At 62.1% G+C, this 21031-nt stretch carries 18 protein-coding genes; 14 read left to right on the top strand and 4 right to left on the bottom strand.

Features of this window, described 5'->3' with window-relative positions; genetic code table 11:
- Positions 1 to 8: 8 nt before the first annotated feature.
- The 4 genes from JMY28_RS09840 to JMY28_RS09855 all read left to right on the top strand — a co-directional run bounded on the left by JMY28_RS09840 (position 9) and on the right by JMY28_RS09855 (position 4556).
- Complete coding sequence (locus tag JMY28_RS09840) at positions 9 to 1343, top strand: N-acetylmuramidase family protein (protein WP_236596780.1); 1335 nt, start codon at positions 9 to 11, stop codon at positions 1341 to 1343.
- The gene (locus JMY28_RS09845) at positions 1327 to 2019 is read left to right on the top strand and encodes a hypothetical protein (RefSeq protein WP_201695713.1); all 693 of its coding nucleotides are present in this window, start codon (positions 1327 to 1329) and stop codon (positions 2017 to 2019) included. Before JMY28_RS09840 ends, JMY28_RS09845 begins: the two co-directional genes overlap by 17 nt.
- A gap of 65 nt (positions 2020 to 2084) precedes the next feature.
- Positions 2085 to 2732, top strand: coding sequence for a hypothetical protein (locus JMY28_RS09850; RefSeq protein WP_201695714.1), 648 nt, complete (start codon positions 2085 to 2087; stop codon positions 2730 to 2732).
- Between the two features lie 396 nt (positions 2733 to 3128).
- The gene (locus JMY28_RS09855) at positions 3129 to 4556 is read left to right on the top strand and encodes a sugar efflux transporter (RefSeq protein WP_201695715.1); all 1428 of its coding nucleotides are present in this window, start codon (positions 3129 to 3131) and stop codon (positions 4554 to 4556) included.
- A gap of 87 nt (positions 4557 to 4643) precedes the next feature.
- Here the strand turns inward: JMY28_RS09855 and JMY28_RS09860 are convergent, their stop codons facing one another.
- Both JMY28_RS09860 and JMY28_RS09865 read right to left on the bottom strand, forming a co-directional pair.
- Positions 4644 to 6146 (bottom strand): MFS transporter, encoded by a 1503-nt coding sequence (locus JMY28_RS09860; protein WP_201695716.1) that lies wholly within the window; start codon positions 6144 to 6146, stop codon positions 4644 to 4646.
- 181 nt (positions 6147 to 6327) lie between these two features.
- Positions 6328 to 6807, bottom strand: a complete 480-nt coding sequence (locus tag JMY28_RS09865) for a hypothetical protein (RefSeq protein WP_201695717.1) — start codon at positions 6805 to 6807, stop codon at positions 6328 to 6330.
- Positions 6808 to 7558: 751 nt separating this feature from the next.
- Here JMY28_RS09865 and JMY28_RS09870 point away from each other — a divergent pair.
- The 5 genes from JMY28_RS09870 to cyoD all read left to right on the top strand — a co-directional run bounded on the left by JMY28_RS09870 (position 7559) and on the right by cyoD (position 13312).
- Entirely contained in the window at positions 7559 to 9103 is a 1545-nt protein-coding gene (locus JMY28_RS09870) for an NADH-quinone oxidoreductase subunit M (protein ID WP_201695718.1), read from the top strand.
- A 339-nt stretch (positions 9104 to 9442) separates the two neighbouring features.
- The gene (cyoA, locus tag JMY28_RS09875) at positions 9443 to 10330 is read left to right on the top strand and encodes a ubiquinol oxidase subunit II (RefSeq protein ID WP_201695719.1); all 888 of its coding nucleotides are present in this window, start codon (positions 9443 to 9445) and stop codon (positions 10328 to 10330) included.
- 7 nt (positions 10331 to 10337) lie between these two features.
- Entirely contained in the window at positions 10338 to 12371 is a 2034-nt protein-coding gene (gene cyoB / locus JMY28_RS09880; RefSeq protein ID WP_201695720.1) for a cytochrome o ubiquinol oxidase subunit I, read from the top strand.
- Positions 12371 to 12982 (top strand): cytochrome o ubiquinol oxidase subunit III, encoded by a 612-nt coding sequence (gene cyoC, locus JMY28_RS09885; protein ID WP_042263565.1) that lies wholly within the window; start codon positions 12371 to 12373, stop codon positions 12980 to 12982. The genes cyoB and cyoC overlap by 1 nt, the downstream gene beginning before the upstream one ends.
- A complete protein-coding gene (gene cyoD / locus JMY28_RS09890; protein ID WP_201695721.1) occupies positions 12983 to 13312 on the top strand; it encodes a cytochrome o ubiquinol oxidase subunit IV in 330 nt (109 codons plus the stop codon).
- 112 nt (positions 13313 to 13424) lie between these two features.
- Here cyoD and JMY28_RS09895 read toward each other — a convergent pair whose 3' ends face one another.
- Complete coding sequence (locus JMY28_RS09895) at positions 13425 to 14075, bottom strand: SGNH/GDSL hydrolase family protein (RefSeq protein WP_201695722.1); 651 nt, start codon at positions 14073 to 14075, stop codon at positions 13425 to 13427.
- A gap of 106 nt (positions 14076 to 14181) precedes the next feature.
- Between JMY28_RS09895 and JMY28_RS09900 the strand changes: the two genes are divergently transcribed.
- From JMY28_RS09900 to JMY28_RS09915, 4 genes are all read left to right on the top strand, one after another.
- Positions 14182 to 14784, top strand: a complete 603-nt coding sequence (locus JMY28_RS09900; protein ID WP_201695723.1) for a TetR/AcrR family transcriptional regulator — start codon at positions 14182 to 14184, stop codon at positions 14782 to 14784.
- Positions 14785 to 14908: 124 nt separating this feature from the next.
- Positions 14909 to 15592, top strand: coding sequence for a type 1 glutamine amidotransferase domain-containing protein (locus JMY28_RS09905; protein WP_201695724.1), 684 nt, complete (start codon positions 14909 to 14911; stop codon positions 15590 to 15592).
- Positions 15593 to 15774: 182 nt separating this feature from the next.
- Entirely contained in the window at positions 15775 to 16872 is a 1098-nt protein-coding gene (locus JMY28_RS09910) for an NADH:flavin oxidoreductase/NADH oxidase (RefSeq protein ID WP_201695725.1), read from the top strand.
- A gap of 42 nt (positions 16873 to 16914) precedes the next feature.
- Entirely contained in the window at positions 16915 to 17214 is a 300-nt protein-coding gene (locus JMY28_RS09915) for a putative quinol monooxygenase (RefSeq protein WP_201695726.1), read from the top strand.
- 108 nt (positions 17215 to 17322) lie between these two features.
- Here the strand turns inward: JMY28_RS09915 and adhP are convergent, their stop codons facing one another.
- Positions 17323 to 18351, bottom strand: a complete 1029-nt coding sequence (gene adhP, locus JMY28_RS09920) for an alcohol dehydrogenase AdhP (RefSeq protein ID WP_201695727.1) — start codon at positions 18349 to 18351, stop codon at positions 17323 to 17325.
- Positions 18352 to 18578: 227 nt separating this feature from the next.
- Between adhP and JMY28_RS09925 the strand changes: the two genes are divergently transcribed.
- The gene (locus JMY28_RS09925) at positions 18579 to 20933 is read left to right on the top strand and encodes a tetratricopeptide repeat protein (RefSeq protein ID WP_201695728.1); all 2355 of its coding nucleotides are present in this window, start codon (positions 18579 to 18581) and stop codon (positions 20931 to 20933) included.
- The last annotated feature ends 98 nt before the right edge of the window (positions 20934 to 21031 follow it).

The raw sequence follows: 21031 nt of genomic DNA on the forward strand, positions 1-21031 counted from the left end.
TAACAATCTTGTTCCGGGATACCCTGCAAAAGCCGATTGAAGGACTGTCGGTGCTGGTCAAGGCAGGCAAAGGTGCACCGCAGGCCCCTGAATGGAAGCTGGGGCAGGACAGCGCCGATCCTCCAGCCGCGAATCCGGCATCGGCTCCTGACGGAGCATCGGCACCTGCGCCGGATGCCTCAGCGCCATTGGTGGACAACAGGACGGAGGTGGTTACGGACGCTAGTGGATATGCCGTAACGATCCAGAATGCCGCGCGTAACCAGCCGGTCGATATTGGGGTAAAGAACCGGCGTGGGAAGTATGCGTGGAAGGCGACCGTAACGCCGAAAAAGGACGTTAGCGCCTTTACGATTGTTAGTCCCGAGTACCACCTGGAAGCGACGACGAAGCTGACGCCGAAGGATGAACTGGAGCAGGATCTTGATTTGCCTGTCGTGAGGGAAGGCGAGATCATGACCATTGAGCGTCTGGTTCACGACTTCGGACCGTTCATTGGCTGGTCGCAGAAGGTAACCGAGCAGGGACAGGTCAAGAAAGATTTCCCGACGAAAAAGAAGGAAGTGACTGAGGACCAGAAGACGCATAACAAGACAACACAAATCACAATCGAGCACCATTACAAGGTTGTGGACACTGGAAAGCCACGAACAATTGTGCTGAATGTGCTTGGTTCGCGACTTAATTTTCCAAATCCGGCCTTGTTTTCGGAGGATCAGTACAAGTCCATGGCGACGCAACTGGACGTTGAGGTGGCGGCAATTAAGGCTATTGTGATGCAGGAGTGCTCTGGAATCCCGTTTGAAGAGAACGGTTTGCCGAAAATTAGATATGAACGCCACCTTTTCTATCGGGCATTGAAATTGAGGTATGAGGCGCAGGAAGCAGGAGCAGATAAGGCGGCTCACAAGAAAGGCGTAAAGAGAAAAGGCACACCTTTTGCGAATCCATATCCACAATATCCTGAATTGTGCTTCCCTGAAGGGGGTGGATATGGTTCGGATGGATTGCACCAGTACGAGAAACTCACAAGGGCGGCGGCTTTGGATTTTGATTTGGCAATTCAAGCATGTTCTTGGGGAGGCTTTCAGATACTCGCTAGTGCGTACGCATCATGCGGTTGCGCGACGTCATTTGAATTTGCAAATAAGTTCATGTCGGGATCAGAAGAACAGGCGCAAATTTTCGTTTTATTTATGAGAAACGTTAAGCCGGATGCGACTGTCGCTCTCCGCACCCACGATTGGGATGGAGTCGCATCAGGATACAACGGTGCTTATTGGCAGGATACTAATCCGGATTATGCAAAAAATTTAGGATTATTCTATGAAAAATTCAAATAAATTTTTTGTCTCAATTTTCTCTTTTTTTATCACCCAATTCTCATGGGGCGGTCAGGGAGTATTTTTTGATAATCCGGGGCTGATTGCTTTTGACGCCAACGGTATAGTGTCTGGATATTATGATGCGGAAGGTGAAAAGAGAGGATGTGTTTTTTTGTTTGCGCAGGGCGATGAGAGAGTAAACTATCGGGATAAATTTCCATATGCTGAAGTAAAGTTGCTCACTTTTATCCCGGGCGAGAATGATTTGACATTTTCAGGGCGCAGTAAAACATTCGATATTGATGGGGAATTGTATGTGAGAGGTGATACATGGCTTATCCGCACCGACACGGGGCAGGCAGGCTGTGAGAACTCGCTAGGTGTTTTTATGTCTTTGCCAGCAGATACGGTCGGAGGTGCGATATTCACGGTGAAAAAACGAATCCCAGCGAAAGGTATACGTCTTGTTAAAAAAAAGTCTCTTTTTTACGACCGGCAGGACGGGAAATTTATTGAAAGGAAGGGATACCTGACTAGAGGGAATGGAGTCATCGTGCTTCAGGTGAACGGCGAATTTGCATACGTGCGCTTTGCGGATCCACGAACAAACGTTCAGAGCTTTGGAAAAGTCACAACCGGCTGGATCCGCTCCGCCGACCTTGTGAATCCCTTTCCCCCCGCCGCGAAGCGATGAGAGAGTAGTGCAAGGACCTCATAAAAATCACAGGGTGTGATTTATCCCATCATGAATGAGGAGACATGTCGTTGGAGCATGAACAATCTGGTCGTGTGCGACCGTACTTTTCAGATTTCCCTCTGCAGGTACTGGCCCGTCCGCGTGATGGCGGCGGGTTTGACGTGTCCGGTGACATGAACGGTGACGACGAGACGGTAGGCTGCTACGCAAATTCCGTCACGGCGTTGGTCGATGCCATACAGATGGAACGGGCTGGGCGTCCGGGCTTCGGGTGCGGAGACGCGGGCACGTTCGACCGGCACCTGTTCCACAGCAGGGACGGAAAGAGCCTGATCGCGAACGTACGTATCGGCTGGCCGGTACACAGGCGGAAGATCATCTTGCGACCAGGGCTGGGGTTCGCCACCATCACAAAGCGTCTGCGCCAGCGCGTACCAGACGATGGCGCTCCATTGTCATTTGAAGTGGACGAGGACGCGTTCGCGTGGCTCGACGCGATCCACGAGCGCGCGGGGCTATATGCCTGGCGCGAGACAGCCCGCGCAGCGCTTTCATGGAATGCTGACAGGATGACGAAGGCTGCACTTCGTGCGCTGGAATCAATTGAGGTCACGGTTTGTGATGCATCGCGCTGCGATGAAGTGGCGCTGTTCGATCCCGAGTCGGAGCAGTGGCATTTCGTACCCGCGAAGGAATTCCTGATACGTTGAAAGAAATCGCCTGCAGCCCATGGAGGCTGGTCGAGCGTGGCCTCACGCTGTACGTAAAGAAGCACGGTTCCAAGCCCGCCACGCTTGATATTTAGGACCGTCTCCGCCAAGGGGAGTGGCAGTTTCCCCGCACCACGGCGTGAGGGGAAACGTGCGGGAACTGCCCAATTTTTCCCCACATCGGCCGCAAAGCCTTGTGGTTTGGGGTTCAGTGCCGTGGGGGAACAGTTATCCACGGACTTATCCCCGAAAGTTGTGGATAGCGCACCCAGATGTTGATCGCTGCCGAATCAACCTTGCACAGTGTGGGACTTCGGCCCGATAATCGCCGTCGATATGGCCGTCGCGTGACTGCGCGTGCACGGGCAACTTTCTTCTCGCCACTCCCGCCGCGCCGTGCTCAAAAACTCGCGCTTTGCCGGTCTTCTGCGTATTTCTGGTTTCCTGCCACTCGCCGGCGCTACCTTGATGCTGGGCGTGGCGATGTCCTTCACCGCGCCGTATCTCTCGCTATTCGGCGTCGAGCGCGCCGGCATGACGCCGTTCCGGCTCGGCGTGTTCATGACCGCCATCGCCACGAGCGGCGTCATCGCAAGCACCGCCGCAGGTCGCTGGAGCGACGCCACCGGCAAGCACCGAACCCTGCTGCTCGTCTCGCTGTGCGCCGCCACGCTCGGCTATCTCTGCCTGTGCGTCGTGCGTGACTACCGGCTTCTGCTCCTCGTGGGCATTGCGTTCATCGGCGCGGGCGGTTGCGCGCTCTCGCTCGTGTTCTCGTTCAGCCGCGCGGCGCTGCCTGCAAGCGACGACGCCGAGCGGACCTTCGCGAGCGCGACGTTGCGCACGATCCTCTCCGCAGCGTGGGTGTTCGGGCCCGCGGTTGGCGCGCTCGTGCTCGCCGCCACGAACTTCTACGGGCTCTTCCTGTTTGCGGCGGCGAGCTTTGCGGCGTGCGGCACGATCGTCTGGCGCATGCGCGAGCCGCGCCATGACGAACACGCCACGCAGCATTTGATGGCGCGTCCCACCTCCGGCGAAGTCGCGCAGGAGATGAGCGCCGAAAGCGCTGCGGAGTACGAGGGCCAGCCGCTGACGCAGGCCGAAGTGCAGCCGGGTGCGCCACGCGACCCAGCAACGCTCGCTGCAGCGGCGGCAACGGCAAAAGCGAAGGCCAAAGCGAAGGCCAAAGCGGCGCGCGCGCCTGCGCCCGCTGTGGAGGGCTCGCAGAAGGACATCATGCGAGCGATCGTTGCGCTCACACTCATCGGCCTCGCGGCCAATGCGACGATGATCGTGCTGCCGCTCTACATCGTGCATGGCCTGAAGGGCACGCGCATCGACGTGTCGATCATGCTCGGCCTCGGCGCGCTCATGGAGATACCGATGATGCTCGCGCTCGGCGCGCGCGCCTCGGTGCTGAACAAGCCATGGTGGCTGGCCGCGTGCGCCGTCGTGCATGCCGTGTACTTCGTCGCGATGTCGCTGGCGCCCGGCGTGCACGCGTTGATCCCGATGCAGATCCTCAACGCCTTCGTGGTTGCCGTCACGTCGTGCCTTGGTATGACCTTCGTGCAGGATCTGATGCCCTCGTCGCCGGGGCGGGCGACGGCGCTCTTCTTCAATGCGTCGCGGCTCGGCTCGATTCTTTCGGGCGTGCTTTCCGGCCTGCTCGTGCAGGCGTTCGGTTATCGCGGCACGTTTGTTTTTTGCAGCCTGCTCGCGCTGGGCGCGCTCGTGTTGTTCGCCGTGCCCGGCGAGCAGTATCCGAAAATGGCGCGCGCTGTGCGGCGCTATCTGCGCGAGCGGTTGAGCAAGCGGGACTAGCGCCTGGCAATTTCAGCCGATGCGCAGCACAAGCGCGCAGCCAACCAAAAAGGGCGGTGCTGCAAGCGCACCGCCCTCCATCGACATTCATTGCACCGTTTCTACGTCCGGCCTGGTTAGCGCTTGTGTGGGCGTTGCGGCGTCGAAGTCTTCCGCATCGACGTCATAGCCCGAAGGCTCCCAGCGAATCGAGAGGAGCGCCGCGAGTCCCGCGAGCGGCGCGACCGCGATGATCCAGAACACGCGCGTGCCGAGCGCGGCGGCGAGCACCGGGAACAGGAACAGCGAGACCGTGGAGCTTGCGCGCATGAGCGTCTGATTGAAGCCGACGCCCACGCCGCGTAGCGAGGTCGGGTAGCCGAGCGAGGCGAACGTCATGCTGTGCGAGCCGGGGCCGACGCCCTGGCCGAACAGGAACGCGGCGAGCAGGGCGACCGCGCTGACGACTTCGGGCGCCGTCGACGGCTTGCCGATGATCGCGAGGCCGACGAGCGCCGCGAACTGGATCGCATAGCCCCACACGGTCAGCTTCCACGCGCCGAAGCGCGGCACGATCCGCACGGCGATCAGCCCGCCCACGAAGGCGAAGCCGAGATTGAGCACGAGCGAGGCGAGGATCGTCGTGAGCATGGACTGCGCGAGGAAGCTCGAGAGGATCACGGGCAGGCCGAATGCGACTGCGTTGTACGCGAACGAAGAGGCCACGCCGATGATCGTGGCGAGCACCGTGCGCCGCGTGTAGACGCCGCGCAGCAGCGCGCCGTAGTTCTTCCATGAAGCCACGCGCGCCGGCCTGGCCGCGGCGCTCGCGGCGGCTTCGGGCGCGACCTGCGCGTCGATGCCGTAGGAGCGCTTGAGGATGCGCGCGGCGAGCGCGAGATCGCCCTGGTTCGCGGCCCACACCGGCGACTCGCTGATATAGCGGCTGCGGATCGCGATGATGACGAGCGCCGGCACGGCGCCGAAGCCGAGCGTGAGGCGCCAGAGCAGGTGCGCGTGCGAGGCGGGCAAGCCTGCATAGAACGCGAGCACGAGCAGATACGACACGCTGATCGCCGCGTACCAGACGGGACACCACATCGCCACGCGCGCGGCTTTGTTGCCGCGGCCCTTGAGCCGCGAGAACTCGGCGAGAAAGGCCATGGCCACGGGCAAGTCGATGCCGACGCCCAGCCCCATCACGAAGCGCGCGCCGCCGAGCACCCAGGCGTTGGGCGCGAGCGCGCAGGCAATCGCGGCGACGACGAAGAAGAACATGTCGGCCATGAACACCCGATAGCGCCCGATGCGATCGGTGAGGAACCCGCCGAGAAACGCGCCGACGATGGCGCCGAACGTGATGGCCGAAGCGACGAAGCCGGTGCCCGCGGGCGAGAGCGAGAACTCGCGCGCCACGTCCTTGAGGCCGAAGGCGAGGGCGCCGAGATCGTAGGCATCGAGGAACACACCGCCCAGCGCGATGGCTACGACGATGCGCGCGTTGCTGCCAATGGCCGCCCCCGCGTTGACGAGCTGCGAGACGTCGGCCGCGCTGCGGATCACGGAGCGGCCGGAAGTGCTGAACGAAGACGTGGGAGCTGAGGCGGACATGCGTGGCGACGCGAGCGGGCGCGCTAGTAGCGGCAAAGCGTGTGATGCTAACCCCCGCGAGGCTCGCGCCCAAATCGTTTTTGGTTATGAGCTCATGCCGTAGGGCGGGTGTCCTGCAACCTTGCGCAAGATTCCATGCACGCCAATGCCGGCGCATTCCAGATGCCGCGGTGCAGGCCAGTCAGTGCATGTAGGTGACGCGGCGCGAGCGGTCGCTCAACTGCAATCCCGCGTCGAGCAGCGCGATGGCGAACCAGCGCGCGGTCTTGAGCATGCCGCTTACGCTCGGCATCGGCAGCCAGTCGTTGAGGAGTTGCACGGCGGCCTCGCTGCGCGTGGACTGCAAAAGCGCGATGACCTGCAGCAGCGAGCCTTCGTCCTTCGCGAGTTCGGATGCGCAGCGGCAGCGCGTGTCCAACGGACGGCACGAGGCGCGGCACAGCGTCCCCATCAGCAGATCGAAGTAGCCGAAGCCTTCCGCGCCGAGCCCGGCCTCGGCGAGCACGCCGCGCCAGCTTTCGGCCTTGGCGTAAGCGTCGCAATGGGGGCGCAGCCAGGTGCGCACCGCGCGAAGCACGGTTTGCTCGGCGGTGTCGGGGTGATGGACGAACGTGTCGTCGATCAGCGTGTCATTTCTCGCGAAAGGGGCGGTGTAGTTCATGGAGCCTCCGGTCCCGCACATATCATTCGGGTGGTGCCGGGTCGTCCGGCATGGGCTCTATTCTGGGGCAAATTTCGCTCAAATGCAAATGATTCTCATTTGTAAATAGGGGCGGCATGCAGCGAAAACATGACCTGCCAGAACCGGGAAGGGACTGTTCCAGCCAGCGCCCTTAATGACGGGGACACGAGCCGCTAAAGTGCGGGCCATGCGTGTTCCAGTGCTCTGGCGCAACGTGAGAGTTGGCCCCGGCCCCATGAAGGCTGGGGCTTTTTTTTGCACCGCGCAAGGGCGCGCGGGCCGGGCCTGGCACGCGTTTTGTGCGCCGTCCGGGGCCACACCCCGATGCATAAGTCATTGAACTGAAAGAAACAAGTAATGTATTATTCGGGCCGCGCAGCGTGACAGCCTGCCGCGCATCATGGCGCCCAGGAGGTCGAAAACGTTGTTTTCGCGATCAAAAATGGGCTGTAACGGCCTATTTGTTGTTTTTTCTCTTAGTACGTTTCTGAATAAAAACAATGACTTGCGTCAATCATCGATCCGGCCCGTGTTGTTGCGCTGCAAAACTTCCGTATTCCGTTTACCCTCGTTAACCCTTGAACGTGTGTTGCATTTCGCCTCGTCGCTGACAAATACATTACAGCCAGCCTGGTTCGATTTTCACCCCGCGTCAATCTTTCAAGTTGCTTGCGCACCTGAACGTGCGCCGTGGAAGCTATTTGCTCCGCATTTTTGAGGTCCTGTTGAAATGCAATCCGTTCCATTCCTGAGTCTGGCGATCTGGATTCCCATCCTGTTCGGCGTGGCCGTGCTGCGCCTCGGGTCGGATCGTCATCCGCAGCGCGCCCGCTGGCTGTCGCTCGTTGGCGCCGTCGTGGGTCTGTTGCTGACCCTCCCGCTCATCTCCGGCTTTGACAACCACGCGGCCGGCATGCAGTTCGTCGAATTCCGCGAATGGCTGCCTGAGTTCGGCGTGGCGTGGCGGCTCGGAATCGATGGCATTTCGATGTGGCTCGTGGTGCTCACCGCGTTCACGACGCTTGTGATCGTGATCGCCTCGTGGGAATCGATCACGGTGCGCGTCGCCCAGTACTTCGGCGCGTTCCTGATTCTCTCGGGCCTGATGGTCGGCACCTTTGCGGCGACCGACGGCATGCTGTTCTTCGTGTTCTTCGAAGCCACGCTGATCCCGCTGTACCTGCTGATCGGCTCGTGGGGCAATGCGCGCCGCACCTACGCCGCGGTCAAGTTCTTCTTCTTCTCGTTCGGCGGCTCGCTGATGATGCTGGTGTCGATGCTGTACCTCTACAGCCAGTCGCACACCTTCGACATGGCGGTGTGGCACAACCTCACGCTTGGCTTCGTTCCGCAGCTCCTCATCTTCATCGGCTTCTTCGCGGCCTTCGCGGTGAAGGTCCCGATGTGGCCGTTCCACACGTGGCTGCCCGACGTCCACCTCGAAGCGCCGACCGGCGCGACCGTGATGCTGGCCATGCTGAAGCTGGGCGGCTATGGCTTCCTGCGCTTCACGCTGCCGATCACGCCTGACGCCGCGCACTTCTTCGCGCCGGCCATCATCACGCTCTCGCTCGTGGCCGTGGTGTACTCGAGCCTGCTCGCGCTCGCGCAGACCGACATGACCAAGCTGCTCGCGTACTCGACGGTCGCCCACATGGGTCTCGTCACGCTGGGCCTGTTCCTCTTCAACCAGATCGGCACCGAAGGCGCGATCGTGCAGATGATCTCGTACGGCTTCGTTTCGGGCGCCATGCTGCTCTCGATCGGCGTGCTGTTCGACCGCACCAAGACGCGCACGATCTCGGCTTACGGCGGCGTCGTCAACGTGATGCCGCGTTACGCCACCTTCATGATGCTGTTCTGCATGGCCAACCTCGGCCTGCCGGGCACGTCGGGCTTCGTGGGCGAATTCATGGTCATCATGGGCGCGATCCGCGTGAACTTCTGGGTCGGCGCGATCGCCGCGACGACCGTCATTCTGAGCGCTGCGTACACCCTGTGGATGTACAAGCGCGTGATCTTTGGCGCTGTGGCGAACAAGGGCGTTGCGAAGCTGGCCGACATCGGCCGCCGCGAAACGCTGATCTTCGCTTCGCTCGCAGCGTTCGTGCTCGCAATCGGCCTCTACCCGAAGCCGATGACCGACGCGATCGAGCTCTCGGCGGCGAACCTCGTCACCCAGGCCGGTCGCAGCAAGCAACCTGTCGACGATGGAGCGCCTGCTGACGCAGTGCGCGCGGGCACGGACGTTCGTGCTCCGCACTCGCCGACGTGATCGCTAAAGATTGACGGCGCAACCAACGCGCCGCACCGCTTCCGGGCGGCGCGGCGCGTTTGTGCGTCCAGCTGGTTTCGAGTTTTGAAGCTCGAAAAATAGCCGCGGCGGGCCGCTGTCAAGGGCGGAGAAGGGCGCGACGTGCGTGTGTTTCCGAGGCGCGACAAACCTCGCGAACACATGCGACAAAGTGTCTCAATCTTCTTTTGACAAAGGTCATTTTCCACATTCATTGATTGCGAAATATCAAAGCGGCTGTATGATGCGGGCGCGCTTCCTTTGTCGGATGTCAGGGGACGCGTCCGGAACAATTCAATGAATGAAATTCAGGCAAACGTGATGAAAAGAACGACCTTTCAAAGGTTACTGCTTCCCGTAAGCGCCGGATTGGCCTTGTGTCTTTCCGGATGCAACATGGAGCTCCTCGACCCCAAGGGAAGTGTGGGCGTGGCGGAAAAGCAGCTGATCGCTACCTCCACATGGGCCATGCTGATTGTTGTGATCCCGGTGATCATCCTGACGCTCTGGTTCGCGTACCGCTATCGCGCGTCGAACCGTAGCGCCACCTACGCGCCGAAGTGGTCGCACTCGACGGCGATCGAAATCGTCGTCTGGACCATCCCGACGCTGATCATTCTGTTCCTCGGCGTGCTCACGTGGAATACCACGCACGAGCTCGACCCCTACAAGCCGCTCGAATCCAACGTCAAGCCGATCAACGTCGAAGTTGTGGCGCTCGACTGGAAGTGGCTGTTCATCTACCCGGATCTCGGTATCGCGACGGTGAACCAGCTGGCCGTGCCCGTTGGCACGCCGGTGAACTTCAGCATCACCTCGGACTCGGTGATGAACTCGTTCTTCATCCCGCAGCTTGGCACCCAGGTTTATGCGATGGCTGGCATGCAGACGCGTCTGCATCTGATCGCCGACCACGCTGGCGACTATGCCGGCCTCTCGGCGAACTTCAGCGGCAAGGGCTTCTCGGACATGAAGTTCCGCACGATCGCCACGAGCCAGCAAGACTTCGACGCGTGGGTCCAGAAGGTGAAGACGTCGCAGACGCAGCTTTCCATGGATCAATACGCAACGGTCGCACAGCCGAGCGAGAAGGCTCCGGTTGAGTACTTCTCGACGGTCGACCCGAAGCTCTTCAACAACATCATCGCGAAGTACAACAACGGCCACGTCACGAATTTCAGTGACCCGTCGTGTGTGACCAAGGGGTAAGCCAAGCATGTTCGGAAAACTTACACTGGATGCCATTCCGTATCACGAGCCGATTATCGTCGGCACGATGATCGGCATGGCACTCATCGGCGCATTGGTGCTCGGTGGCATCACTTACCTCGGTAAGTGGAAATATCTTTGGACCGAGTGGCTGACGAGCGTCGACCACAAGCGTCTGGGCGTGATGTACATCGTCCTCGCCCTCATCATGCTGCTGCGCGGCTTTGCCGACGCAATCATGATGCGTACCCAGCTTGCGCTCGCGTACAACGCGCCGGGCTATCTGCCGCCGCACCACTACGACCAGATCTTCACGGCGCACGGCGTGATCATGATCTTCTTCATGGCCATGGCCTTCATGGTCGGCCTGATGAACATCATCGTGCCGCTGCAGATCGGCGCACGTGACGTCGCGTTCCCGTTCCTGAACTCGCTGTCGTTCTGGATGACCGCAGTCGGCGCCATCCTGCTGATGATCTCGCTCGTCGTGGGTGAGTTCGCGCAGACTGGCTGGCTCGCGTATCCGCCGCTTTCGGAGCTTGCATACAGTCCAGGGGTAGGCGTCGATTACTACCTGTGGGCGCTGCAGATTTCGGGTGTCGGCACGCTGCTGACCGGCGTGAACTTCTTCGTCACCATCATCAAGATGCGTGCCCCCGGCATGACGATGATGAAGATGCCGGTGTTCACGTGGACGGCGCTGTGCACGAACGTGCTGATCATGGCCGCGTTCCCGATCCTGACCGTGACGCTCGCGCTGCTCGGCCTCGACCGCTACATCGGCACGCACTTCTTCACGAATGACGGCGGCGGCAACGCCATGCTGTACCTGAACCTGATCTGGGCCTGGGGTCACCCCGAGGTGTACATCCTGATCCTGCCGGCGTTCGGTATTTTCTCGGAAGTCGTCGCGACCTACGCGAAGAAGCCGCTGTTCGGCTACAAGACCATGGTCTACGCGACCTGCTCGATCATGGTGCTCTCGTTCCTCGTGTGGCTGCACCACTTCTTCACGATGGGTTCGGGCGCGAACGTCAACGCGTTCTTCGGCATCATGACGATGATCATCGCGATCCCGACGGGCGTGAAGATCTTCAACTGGCTGTTCACGATCTACCGCGGTCGCCTCGAGTTCACCTCGCCGGTGCTCTGGACGATCGGCTTCATGGTCACCTTCACCATCGGCGGCATGACCGGCGTGATGATGGCGATCCCGGGCGCGGACTTCGTGCTGCACAACTCGCTGTTCCTGATTGCTCACTTCCACAACGTGATCATCGGCGGCGTGCTGTTCGGCTACCTCGCTGGCTTCAACTACTGGTTCCCGAAGGCCTTCGGCTTCAAGCTCAACGAAAAGCTCGGCAAGCGCGCGTTCTGGTTCTGGCTCTCGGGCTTCTATGTCGCCTTCACGCCGCTGTACGTGCTCGGCTTCATGGGCGCAACCCGCCGTCTGAACCACTACGACAATCCGGCATGGCAGCCGTGGATGATCATCGCGTGGGTTGGCGCCGTGCTCGTGGCAATCGGTATCGCGCATCAACTGCTGCAGCTGTACGTGTCGATCCGCGACCGCAACCTGCCGGAAAACCGCGACCTGACGGGCGATCCGTGGGGTGGCCGTACGCTGGAGTGGGCGATCTCGTCGCCGCCGCCGTCGTATAACTTCGCGATCATTCCGCACGTGAGCGAGCTCGACGAGTTTGCGCACCTGAAGGAAACCGGCCGCGAAACCGTGGACGTCGCGAACACGAAGTACACCGACATCCACATGCCCTCGAACACGAGCGCAGGTGTGTTCATCGGTTTCTTCAGCCTGGTGCTCGGCTTTGCTGGCATCTGGCACATCTGGTGGCTCATGATCGTTGGCTTCGTCGGCATTCTCGGCACGGCCATCGCCTACAGCTTCCAGAAGAACGAAGGCTATTACATCCCGGCCGCCAAGGTCCGGGCAGACGAAGAAGCGCGTAGTCGCGCACTGGTCAAGGCGTTTGCCGACAAGCAACGCGGTGGCAAGATTGAAGAAGCACTGGAGGCCAACTGATGTTGACGAAGACAAGTGCGGCCGCACTGGCGGAGCACGATCACCACGATCACCCGCCTTCACACTCGGTGTTCGGCTTCTGGCTGTACCTGATGACCGACTGTATTCTGTTCGGCTCGCTGTTCGCAGTGTTCGCCGTGATGCAGAACCAGTTCGCAGGCGGCCCGACGGGCAAGGACCTGTTCGACATTCCGGGCGTGGCCATGGAAACGGCAGTGCTGCTGCTGTCGTCCATCACGTACGGTTTCGCGATGATTGCGGCGTACAAGAAGCGCACCGGCCAGGTTCTGCTGTGGCTGGCCATCACGTTCGTGCTGGGCGCGACCTTCCTGTACTTCGAACTGCATGAATTCGCGCACCTGATCGAAGAAGGCGCAGGCCCGAGCCGCAGCGCGTTCCTCTCGTCGTTCTTCACGCTGGTCGCCACGCACGGTATCCACGTGACGATGGGCATGATCTGGATGATCGTCCTGATGGTTCAGGTCGCGAAGGCCCCGACGCTGGGCGAGCGCGAACTGCGCCGCCTGACGTGCCTGAGCCTCTTCTGGCACTTTCTGGACATCGTCTGGATCTGCGTGTTCTCCTTTGTTTATCTTGCGAGCGTGATTTAAATGAGTGCTCATTCCATCCATGAAGAAGAAAGCCATGGCAGCGTAGGCAGCTACGTGGCAGGTTTCGTCCTGGCGGTGGTGCTCACGGCCGCTTCGTTCTGGCTCGTGCTGCACGGCGGCTTTCCGCGCGAAACCGCGCTGCTCGGCCTCGCCGCGCTGGCTGCGGTGCAGATCGTGGTTCACCTCGTGTTCTTCCTGCACATGAACACGTCGTCGGGCCAGCGCTGGAACGTGACGGCATTTGGCTTCACGGTGTTGACGGTCCTGATCGTGGTCGTCGGTACGCTGTGGGTCATGCACAACGTCAGCATGAACATGATGTCGCGTTAAGCGCTCATCGTTGCTGGACTTGCGCTTCGCTCGTTTCGAGTGAAGCGCAAATGGAAACGCCGCCAGGCCTTCGGGCTGGCGGCGTTTTTCATTTCTGCGGCTCTATGTGCGGTTATGCGCCAAAGCGTTGGCGCACGACTTCCGCGACGGCCTTGCCGAGGCGATGGTGCTGCGAGGCTTCGTAGTGAATGCCGTCGGTCGTGCTGACCGTGGCGAACTCGCCGGCGTCGAGAAACGCCGAGCCATACTTCACGGCCACGCGCTCGTAGAGCGGCGCAAGCAGGCGCGACTTGGCCGCGCCGCCCGTGAAGATCTCGCCGAGGAAGCCAATCTCTTCGATCGGCACCGGCGACATGAGCAGGACGTGCGGCGTCGAGCCGCCCGGACCCGCGCGGCACGCGACGAGTGTTTCGAGCAGCACGTCCACGGAGTTCGCAATGTCGGTGGGCGTGACGGAAAAGCGCGTCTTGAGGTCGTTGGTGCCGAGCATCAACGCGACCACGTCCACCGGCAACTGGCTTTCGAGGCATGGGCGCAGATAAGCGTGCCCGTTCTTGTGCCGCCCTTCGATGGGATCGTCGTGAACCGTGGTGCGCGCGGGCAAGCCTTCCTCGATTATCGTCCAGCCCGGGCCGAGCGCTTCGCGCAGGACGCCGGGCCAGCGCTCGGCGGGGCCGAATCGCTCGGACACGCCGGGCACGGTAAGCGGCTTCGTGCCGTGCGTATTGGAATCGCCGTAACAGAGCAGGGTGCGTGACGTCATGGGTTGCCTCTCTCGCGTGTGATGTGACCGGTTGCGCTGCAATGCCATTACTCATCGTGGGAGATTACTAGACGACTGGTCTAATCGCTCTGTAACATGCCACCTCATGAATGCGACGGCAGCCGTTGAAGTGCGGCAACACATCCTCGATACCGCCATGCCCATTCTGCTGGGCAAGGGGTTTTCCGCGGTCGGTCTCAATGAGATCCTCGCGGCCGCCGGTGTGCCTAAAGGGTCGTTCTATCACTATTTCGGCTCGAAGGAAGCGTTCGGCGAAGCGTTGCTCACGTCGTATTTCGCCGAATATGCGGAGCGTCTCGACGGCATGCTTTTGCGCGCGCCGGGCACGGCGGCCGAGAAGTTGATGCGCTACTGGGACGACTGGCGCCTGATCCAGTGTGCCGACGATCCTGTAGGCAAGTGTCTCGCGGTGAAGCTGGGCGCGGAGGTGAGCGACCTTTCCGAGGCGATGCGCGAGGCGCTGCGTCGCGGTACCGATGCGACTATCTCGCGCATTACCGCGTGTATCGAGGCAGGGCGCGCGGATGGCTCGCTTGCGGGCGTGAACGATGCCACGAGCATGGCGGTGACGCTCTACGAACTGTGGCTCGGCGCGACGCTGCTCGAAAAGATCCACCGCGACCGCAAGCCGCTCGATGCGGCCCTGGCGACCACACGAATTCTGCTGAACCTGCCTCCGGGCAAATAATCCAACGCGAAGCAGCGGCGCGGGAACTGCGCGCGATTGTCGCGTATTGCGCGGATGAACTAGACGACCGGTCTAATAGATCATGAGGGACCGGTATCCGAACCTAACCGATAAAGGAATGCCGATGAAGGTACTGATCGTTTTGACCTCGCACGAGGACCTCGGCAACACGGGCAAGAAAACGGGCTTCTGGCTCGAGGAGTTCGCCGCGCCGTACTACGCGCTGCGCGACGCTGGTGCCGAACTCACGCTCGCATCGCCCAAGGGCGGCCAGCCGCCGCTCGATCCGAAGAGCAGCGATCCTTCCGCGCAAACCGATGCGACGCGGCGTTTCGCATCCGATACTGAGGCGCAAACGGCGCTTGCCAATACGAAACGTCTCGCCGATATCGACGCGAGCGCGTTCGACGCTGTGTTCTACCCGGGCGGCCACGGCCCGCTTTGGGATCTGGCCGAAGATCCTGTTTCGATCGCGCTGATCGAAAAGACCATCGCCGCGGGCAAGCCTGTCGCTGCCGTCTGCCATGCGCCGGGCGTGCTGCGTCACGTGAAGGCTGCGGATGGCAAGCCGCTCGTGGCCGGCAAGTCGGTCACCGGGTTTTCGAATGACGAAGAAGCGGCTGTGCAACTGACCGACGTCGTGCCGTTCCTCGTCGAGGACATGTTGAAGGCCAACGGCGGCCAGTATTCGAAGGCCGCCGACTGGCAGCCGCACGTCGCAACTGACGGGCTGCTCATCACGGGCCAGAACCCGGCTTCGTCCGAACCGGTCGCCGAGGCTCTGCTCGCGGCGCTTCGCCGCCGTTGATGCTTCGCGAACGCGCCGGCTTTCTGCGAGCGCGTTCGCTTCTCTCTATTTCCTTTCGGCAACGCTGCGAGCCGTTCTCGCAGCGCGTGTCGTGCTGCGCGTTGCCGCAAGGAAATCCCGTTTTTTGCCAACCGGCGCAGGTGCCGCGCGATGCGCGACCTGTGCCAAGAAAGGAGCTGTAGATGTCCGCATTGTTCGAACCGTTCAAGCTCAAGGGCGTGTCCCTGCGCAACCGCATCGCCGTGCCGCCGATGTGCCAGTACATGGCCGTCGATGGCGTGATCAACGACTGGCACCACGTCCACTACGCGCAGATCGCGCGCGGCGGCGCGGGCCTCGTGATCGTCGAGGCGACGGCGGTTTCGCCCGAAGGCCGCATCACGCCGGGTTGCACGGGCCTGTGGAACGACACGCAGATGGAGGCGTTCAAGCCGACCGTCGCCGCGATCAAGGCGGCGGGCGCGGTGCCCGGCATCCAGATTGCGCACGCGGGCCGCAAGGCAAGCGCGAACCGCCCGTGGGAAGGCGACGACCATATTGTCGAAGGCGACGCGCGCGGCTGGCAGACCATCGCGCCTTCGGCAACGCCGTTCGGCGCGCATCTGCCGAAGGTGCCGAAGGCGATGACGATCGACGACATCGCGCGCGTGCGCGAGGACTTCGTGGCCGCGGCGAAACGCGCGCTCGAAGCCGGCTTCGAATGGCTCGAACTGCACTTTGCGCACGGCTATCTCGGTCAGAGCTTTTTCTCGACGCACTCGAACCACCGCGACGACGCTTATGGCGGCAGCCTCGAAAACCGCGGCCGTTTCCTGCTGGAAACGCTGGCCGCGGTGCGCAAGGTCTGGCCGGAGCACCTGCCGCTGACGGCGCGCTTTGGCGTGATCGAGTACGATGGCCGCGACGAGGAAACGCTCGCCGAATCGATCGAAGTGGCGAAGGGTTTCAAGCGCGAAGGCCTCGACATGCTGGGCGTGAGCGTCGGTTTCTCGACGCCCGCCGCGCAGATTCCGTGGGCGCCCGCGTTCCTCGCGCCGATCGCGCAGAAGGTGCGCCGCGCAACCGGTCTGCCGGTGTCGTCGGCATGGGGTATCGGCACGCCGGAACTGGCCGAGCGCTCGGTGGCGAAGGAGCAGCTCGACGTCGTGATGGTCGGGCGCGCGCATCTCGCGAATCCGCACTGGCCGTATTACGCCGCCCAGGAGCTGGGTGTCGAGCGTGCCGCGTGGACCTTGCCCGCGCCGTACGCGCACTGGCTCGAGCGCTACAAGGTCGGCTGAAATTTGCCGATCCGCAAAACCGTTGATGACGAGGGAATTCCGATGACTGTCTATCTAATAGCGAGTATCACGCCCAAGCCCGAACATGTCGCCGACGTGGAAACGCTGACGCGCGACATGGTCACGCACACGCGCAAGGAGCCGGGCAATTTGCGCTACGACCTGCTGCGCCGCGCAGATGGCGCACCGGGCTTTTACCTCTATGAAGCCTATGTCGATGAAGCTGCGGTGCAGGCGCATCGCGAGAGCGCCCACTATGCTGCGTTCCGCGCGCAGGTCGGTGCGTGGTTGGCGCAGCCGCCCGAGGTGACGATGTTGACGGGCGTGGACATCGCGGACTGACGCCGCTTTCGTCATGGTGACTGGCAAGCGCCGGACATCGCTTCGCAGCGGTGTCCGGCGCTTGTTACTTTGAGCGGCTTAACGCAGCTTTGAGCCGCCGCGCGCCGCCTAACCCGCCATATCGAGCACGACGCGGCCTTCGATCGCGCCGCGCTCCATGCGCGCGAACACGTCGTTGATGTTCTCCAGCTTGTCGGTGGAGACGGTCGCCTTGACCTTGCCTTCCTGCGCGAACATCAGTGACTCTTCGAGGTCGAGACGCGTGCCGACGATCGAACCGCGCACGGTCACGCCGCTTAGCACCATGTCGAAGATCGGCAGCGGGAAGTCGCCGGGCGGCAGGCCGTTCAGCGACACCGTGCCGCCCCGGCGCACCATGCCGAGCGCCTGCGAAAACGCAATGGGCGAGACCGCGGTGACGAGCACGCCGTGCGCGCCGCCAATTTCCTTCTTCAGATACGCCGCGGGATCGGTCGTTTTCGCGTTGACCGTCACGGTCGCGCCGAGGCGTTTCGCAAGCTCGAGTTTCGTATCGTCGACATCGACGGCGGCGACGTTGAGCCCCATCGCGCGTGCGTATTGCACGGCCATGTGGCCAAGGCCGCCCACGCCGGAAATCACGACCCAGTTGCCCGGGCGCGTGTCGGTGACTTTCAGGCCCTTGTAGACCGTCACGCCAGCGCAAAGCACGGGCGCAATTTCAATGAAGTCGATATCTTTCGGCAACAGGCCCACGTAATTCGCGTCGGCTTTCGCGTATTGAGCGAAGCCGCCATTGACCGAATAGCCGGTGTTTTGCTGCTGCTCGCAAAGCGTTTCCCAACCGCCCAGGCAATGTTCGCAATGGCCGCACGCCGAATAGAGCCACGGAATACCTACGCGATCGCCTTCCTTGACGTGCGTGACGCCCGCGCCCACACCCACGACATAACCGACTCCCTCGTGACCGGGAATGAACGGCGGCTGCGGCTTCACGGGCCAGTCGCCGTGCGCGGCGTGCAGGTCCGTGTGGCACACGCCGCACGCTTCGATTTTCACGAGCAGCTCGCCGGGTCCCGGGGTGGGAACGGCCACTTCCTCCAGCACGAGGGGTTTGCCAAATGCGCGGACTACCGCGGCTTGCATCGTCTTGTTCATCGTCGGGCTCCTGTCGAAGCTGAGTGGCGGCGCGCGGCCGGATGCGTTGCGCATCGCGGTGCCGCCGCACGTCCGCCTGCCTTTCAAGTTTGAAGGAAAGGGTTTTCGCGTGCGATGAACGTGCTCAATAGTTGGTAATGAAGATGGGGAGAAGTTTTCGAAAGAAACTGCCGTTAATATTGGGTAAGGTTTGGTAACGACCCCGTTGCACGAATTCAGTGAGCCCGATGCAGAACGAGTCCCTCTACGAGCGCGCCAGCGAGAGCCATTTCGCAGGCGACCTGCCCCGCGCGCGTCAGTTGTATGCGCAACTTCTTGCAGTCGATGCAACGCACGCGGGTGCGATGTTTCGCCTCGGCGTAATCGGCTTGCAGGAAGGCGCGCCGGCCGATGCGATCGGCTGGTTGCAGCGCGCGCTCGCCGTCGACCCCGGTCAGCGGCGCTACCGCGAAGCGTTGGGGCAGGCGTATGCCATGGCCGCGCGCCATGCCGAAGCGGCCCAGATCTATCACGGCCTGCTGGCGGACGACGCTTCGTCCGCCGATCTCTGGTGTGGGCTCGGCTCGGCGTTGCAGGCGCAGGGTGCGCTGGCGGAGGCGGTGAAAGCGTGGCGAGCGGCGCTGGAGCGCGAGGCGAATCGGGCCGATGTCTGGAACAACCTCGGCAATTGCTTGCGTCTGCTGGGCGATTCCGACGAGGCCCAGGCGGCTTATCGTCGCGCGCTCGCCTTGCAACCGGGCGATGCCAACGCGTTGACGAACCTCGGTTCGCTGTTGCAGGAGCAAGGGCGTGACGAGGAGGCGCTCGACAGTTTGCGCGCAGCGCTGGCGGCCGCACCGGACACCGCAGTCGCGATGATCAACCTCGGCGTGCTGCTGACTCGCCTCGAGCGTTTCGACGAAGCGTTGCCCTTGCTCGAGCGCGCGGTGGCCATCGAACCGCATATCGCGCATGCGGCCTACAACTACGGTGTCGCGCTTCAGGCATGTGGCCGTTTGCGCGACGCCGAAGCGCAATATCGCCGCGCGCTCGCGCTCGATGCCGCGCACGCGGAAGCGGCCAACAACCTGGGGAATGTGTGCCGCGATCTCGGCGAGCATCGGGGCGCCCAGGAGGCGTACGAAACGGCCATCCACACGCGGCCGGATTTCGTCGACGCGTTCAACAACGCCGCCAACCTGATGCGCACGCTCGGCAGCCTCGACGAGGCGCAAGCGCTATTGCGCCAGGCGCTCGACCTCGACCCATCGCGCTCGGCCACGCTCAACAATCTCGGCAACGTGCTCAAGGACAGCGGGGACCTGGACGAAGGCATCGAATGCTTTCGCCGGGCCGTAGCGAGCGAGCCCGGCAACCTCATCGCGCACAGCAACCTTCTGTACGCGTTGTCGTTCCAGGCCGCCGATCCGCAGGTGATTCTCGACGAGGCGAGACGCTGGTCTGCGCAGCACGAAGCGCCGCTCAGCGCGCAACGCTCGCACGTGTCTGCCGAACCCGCAGCGGGAAGGCGATTGCGCATCGGTTACGTATCGGGCGATTTTCGTGAGCATTGCCAGGCATTGTTCATGACACCGCTTTTCGCGCACCACGACCACACGCGCTTCGAAATTCACGCGTATTCAAGCGTAGTGCGGCCCGATACGACGACCGCACGTCTCGCCGCGCACGTCGAAAAGTGGCACGACGTACGCACGCTGAGCGATGCGGCGCTGGCGGACCAGATCCGCGCGGACGGCATCGATATCCTCGTCGATCTCACGATGCACATGTCCGATGGCCGGCCTCTGCTGTTCGCGCGCAAGCCGGCGCCGGTGCAGGTCGCCTGGCTCGCGTATCCCGGCACGACCGGAATCGGCTCGATGGACTGGCGGCTTACCGATCCCTGGCTCGATCCGCCCGAGCACGATGGCCACTACAGCGAAAAGTCGTGGCGTTTGCCGCATACGTTCTGGTGTTATGACGCGCTTGCTTCGGAACCCGAAGTGAATGCGCTGCCGGCATCGAACGCGGGACACGTCACGTTCGGCAGCCTGAACAACCCTTGCAAGCTCACGGATTCGACGCTGAATCTGTGGGCCCGTGTATTCGCCCGCTTGCCTCGCGCGCGCCTCGTGCTCATGGCCGCCGAAGGCGAAGCGAGGCGCCGCCTCGTGCAGCGGCTCGCGCAGGCCGGCATCGACCCGGCGCGCGTGCGCTTCCTGCCGTTCAGGCCGCGCGCGGATTATCTGCGCAGCTATCACGAGATCGATCTCGGGCTCGACACGTTGCCGTATAACGGCCACACCACGTCGCTCGACGCGCTGTGGATGGGCGTGCCCGTCGTCACGCGCATCGGGGCGACGGTGGCGGGGCGCGCGGGCTTGAGCCAGCTGGCGAACCTTGGCCTCGCCGAACTGGCCGCTGATTCCGACGACGCGTTTGTGGAGACGGCGGTGAGTCTAGCGAACGACCTGCCGCGCCTCGTAAATCTGCGCGCGACGCTGCGCGAGCGCATGGCGGCCTCGCCGCTCATGGACGGCGAGCGTTTCGCGCGTGACGTCGAGGCGGCGTACGAAGGCATGTGGTGCGCCGCGGCGAAATAGGGCGATCCGGTCCGTAAATAAGGGGCATCCGGCGTTATATCCTCGGCCAGATGGGCATCCAGCGGCCTGTATAAATATACAGTAGAATCCTAGCCTGA

Origin of the sequence: Paraburkholderia hiiakae (genome assembly GCF_904848665.1) — a bacterium.
GTDB lineage: Bacteria > Pseudomonadota > Gammaproteobacteria > Burkholderiales > Burkholderiaceae > Paraburkholderia > Paraburkholderia hiiakae.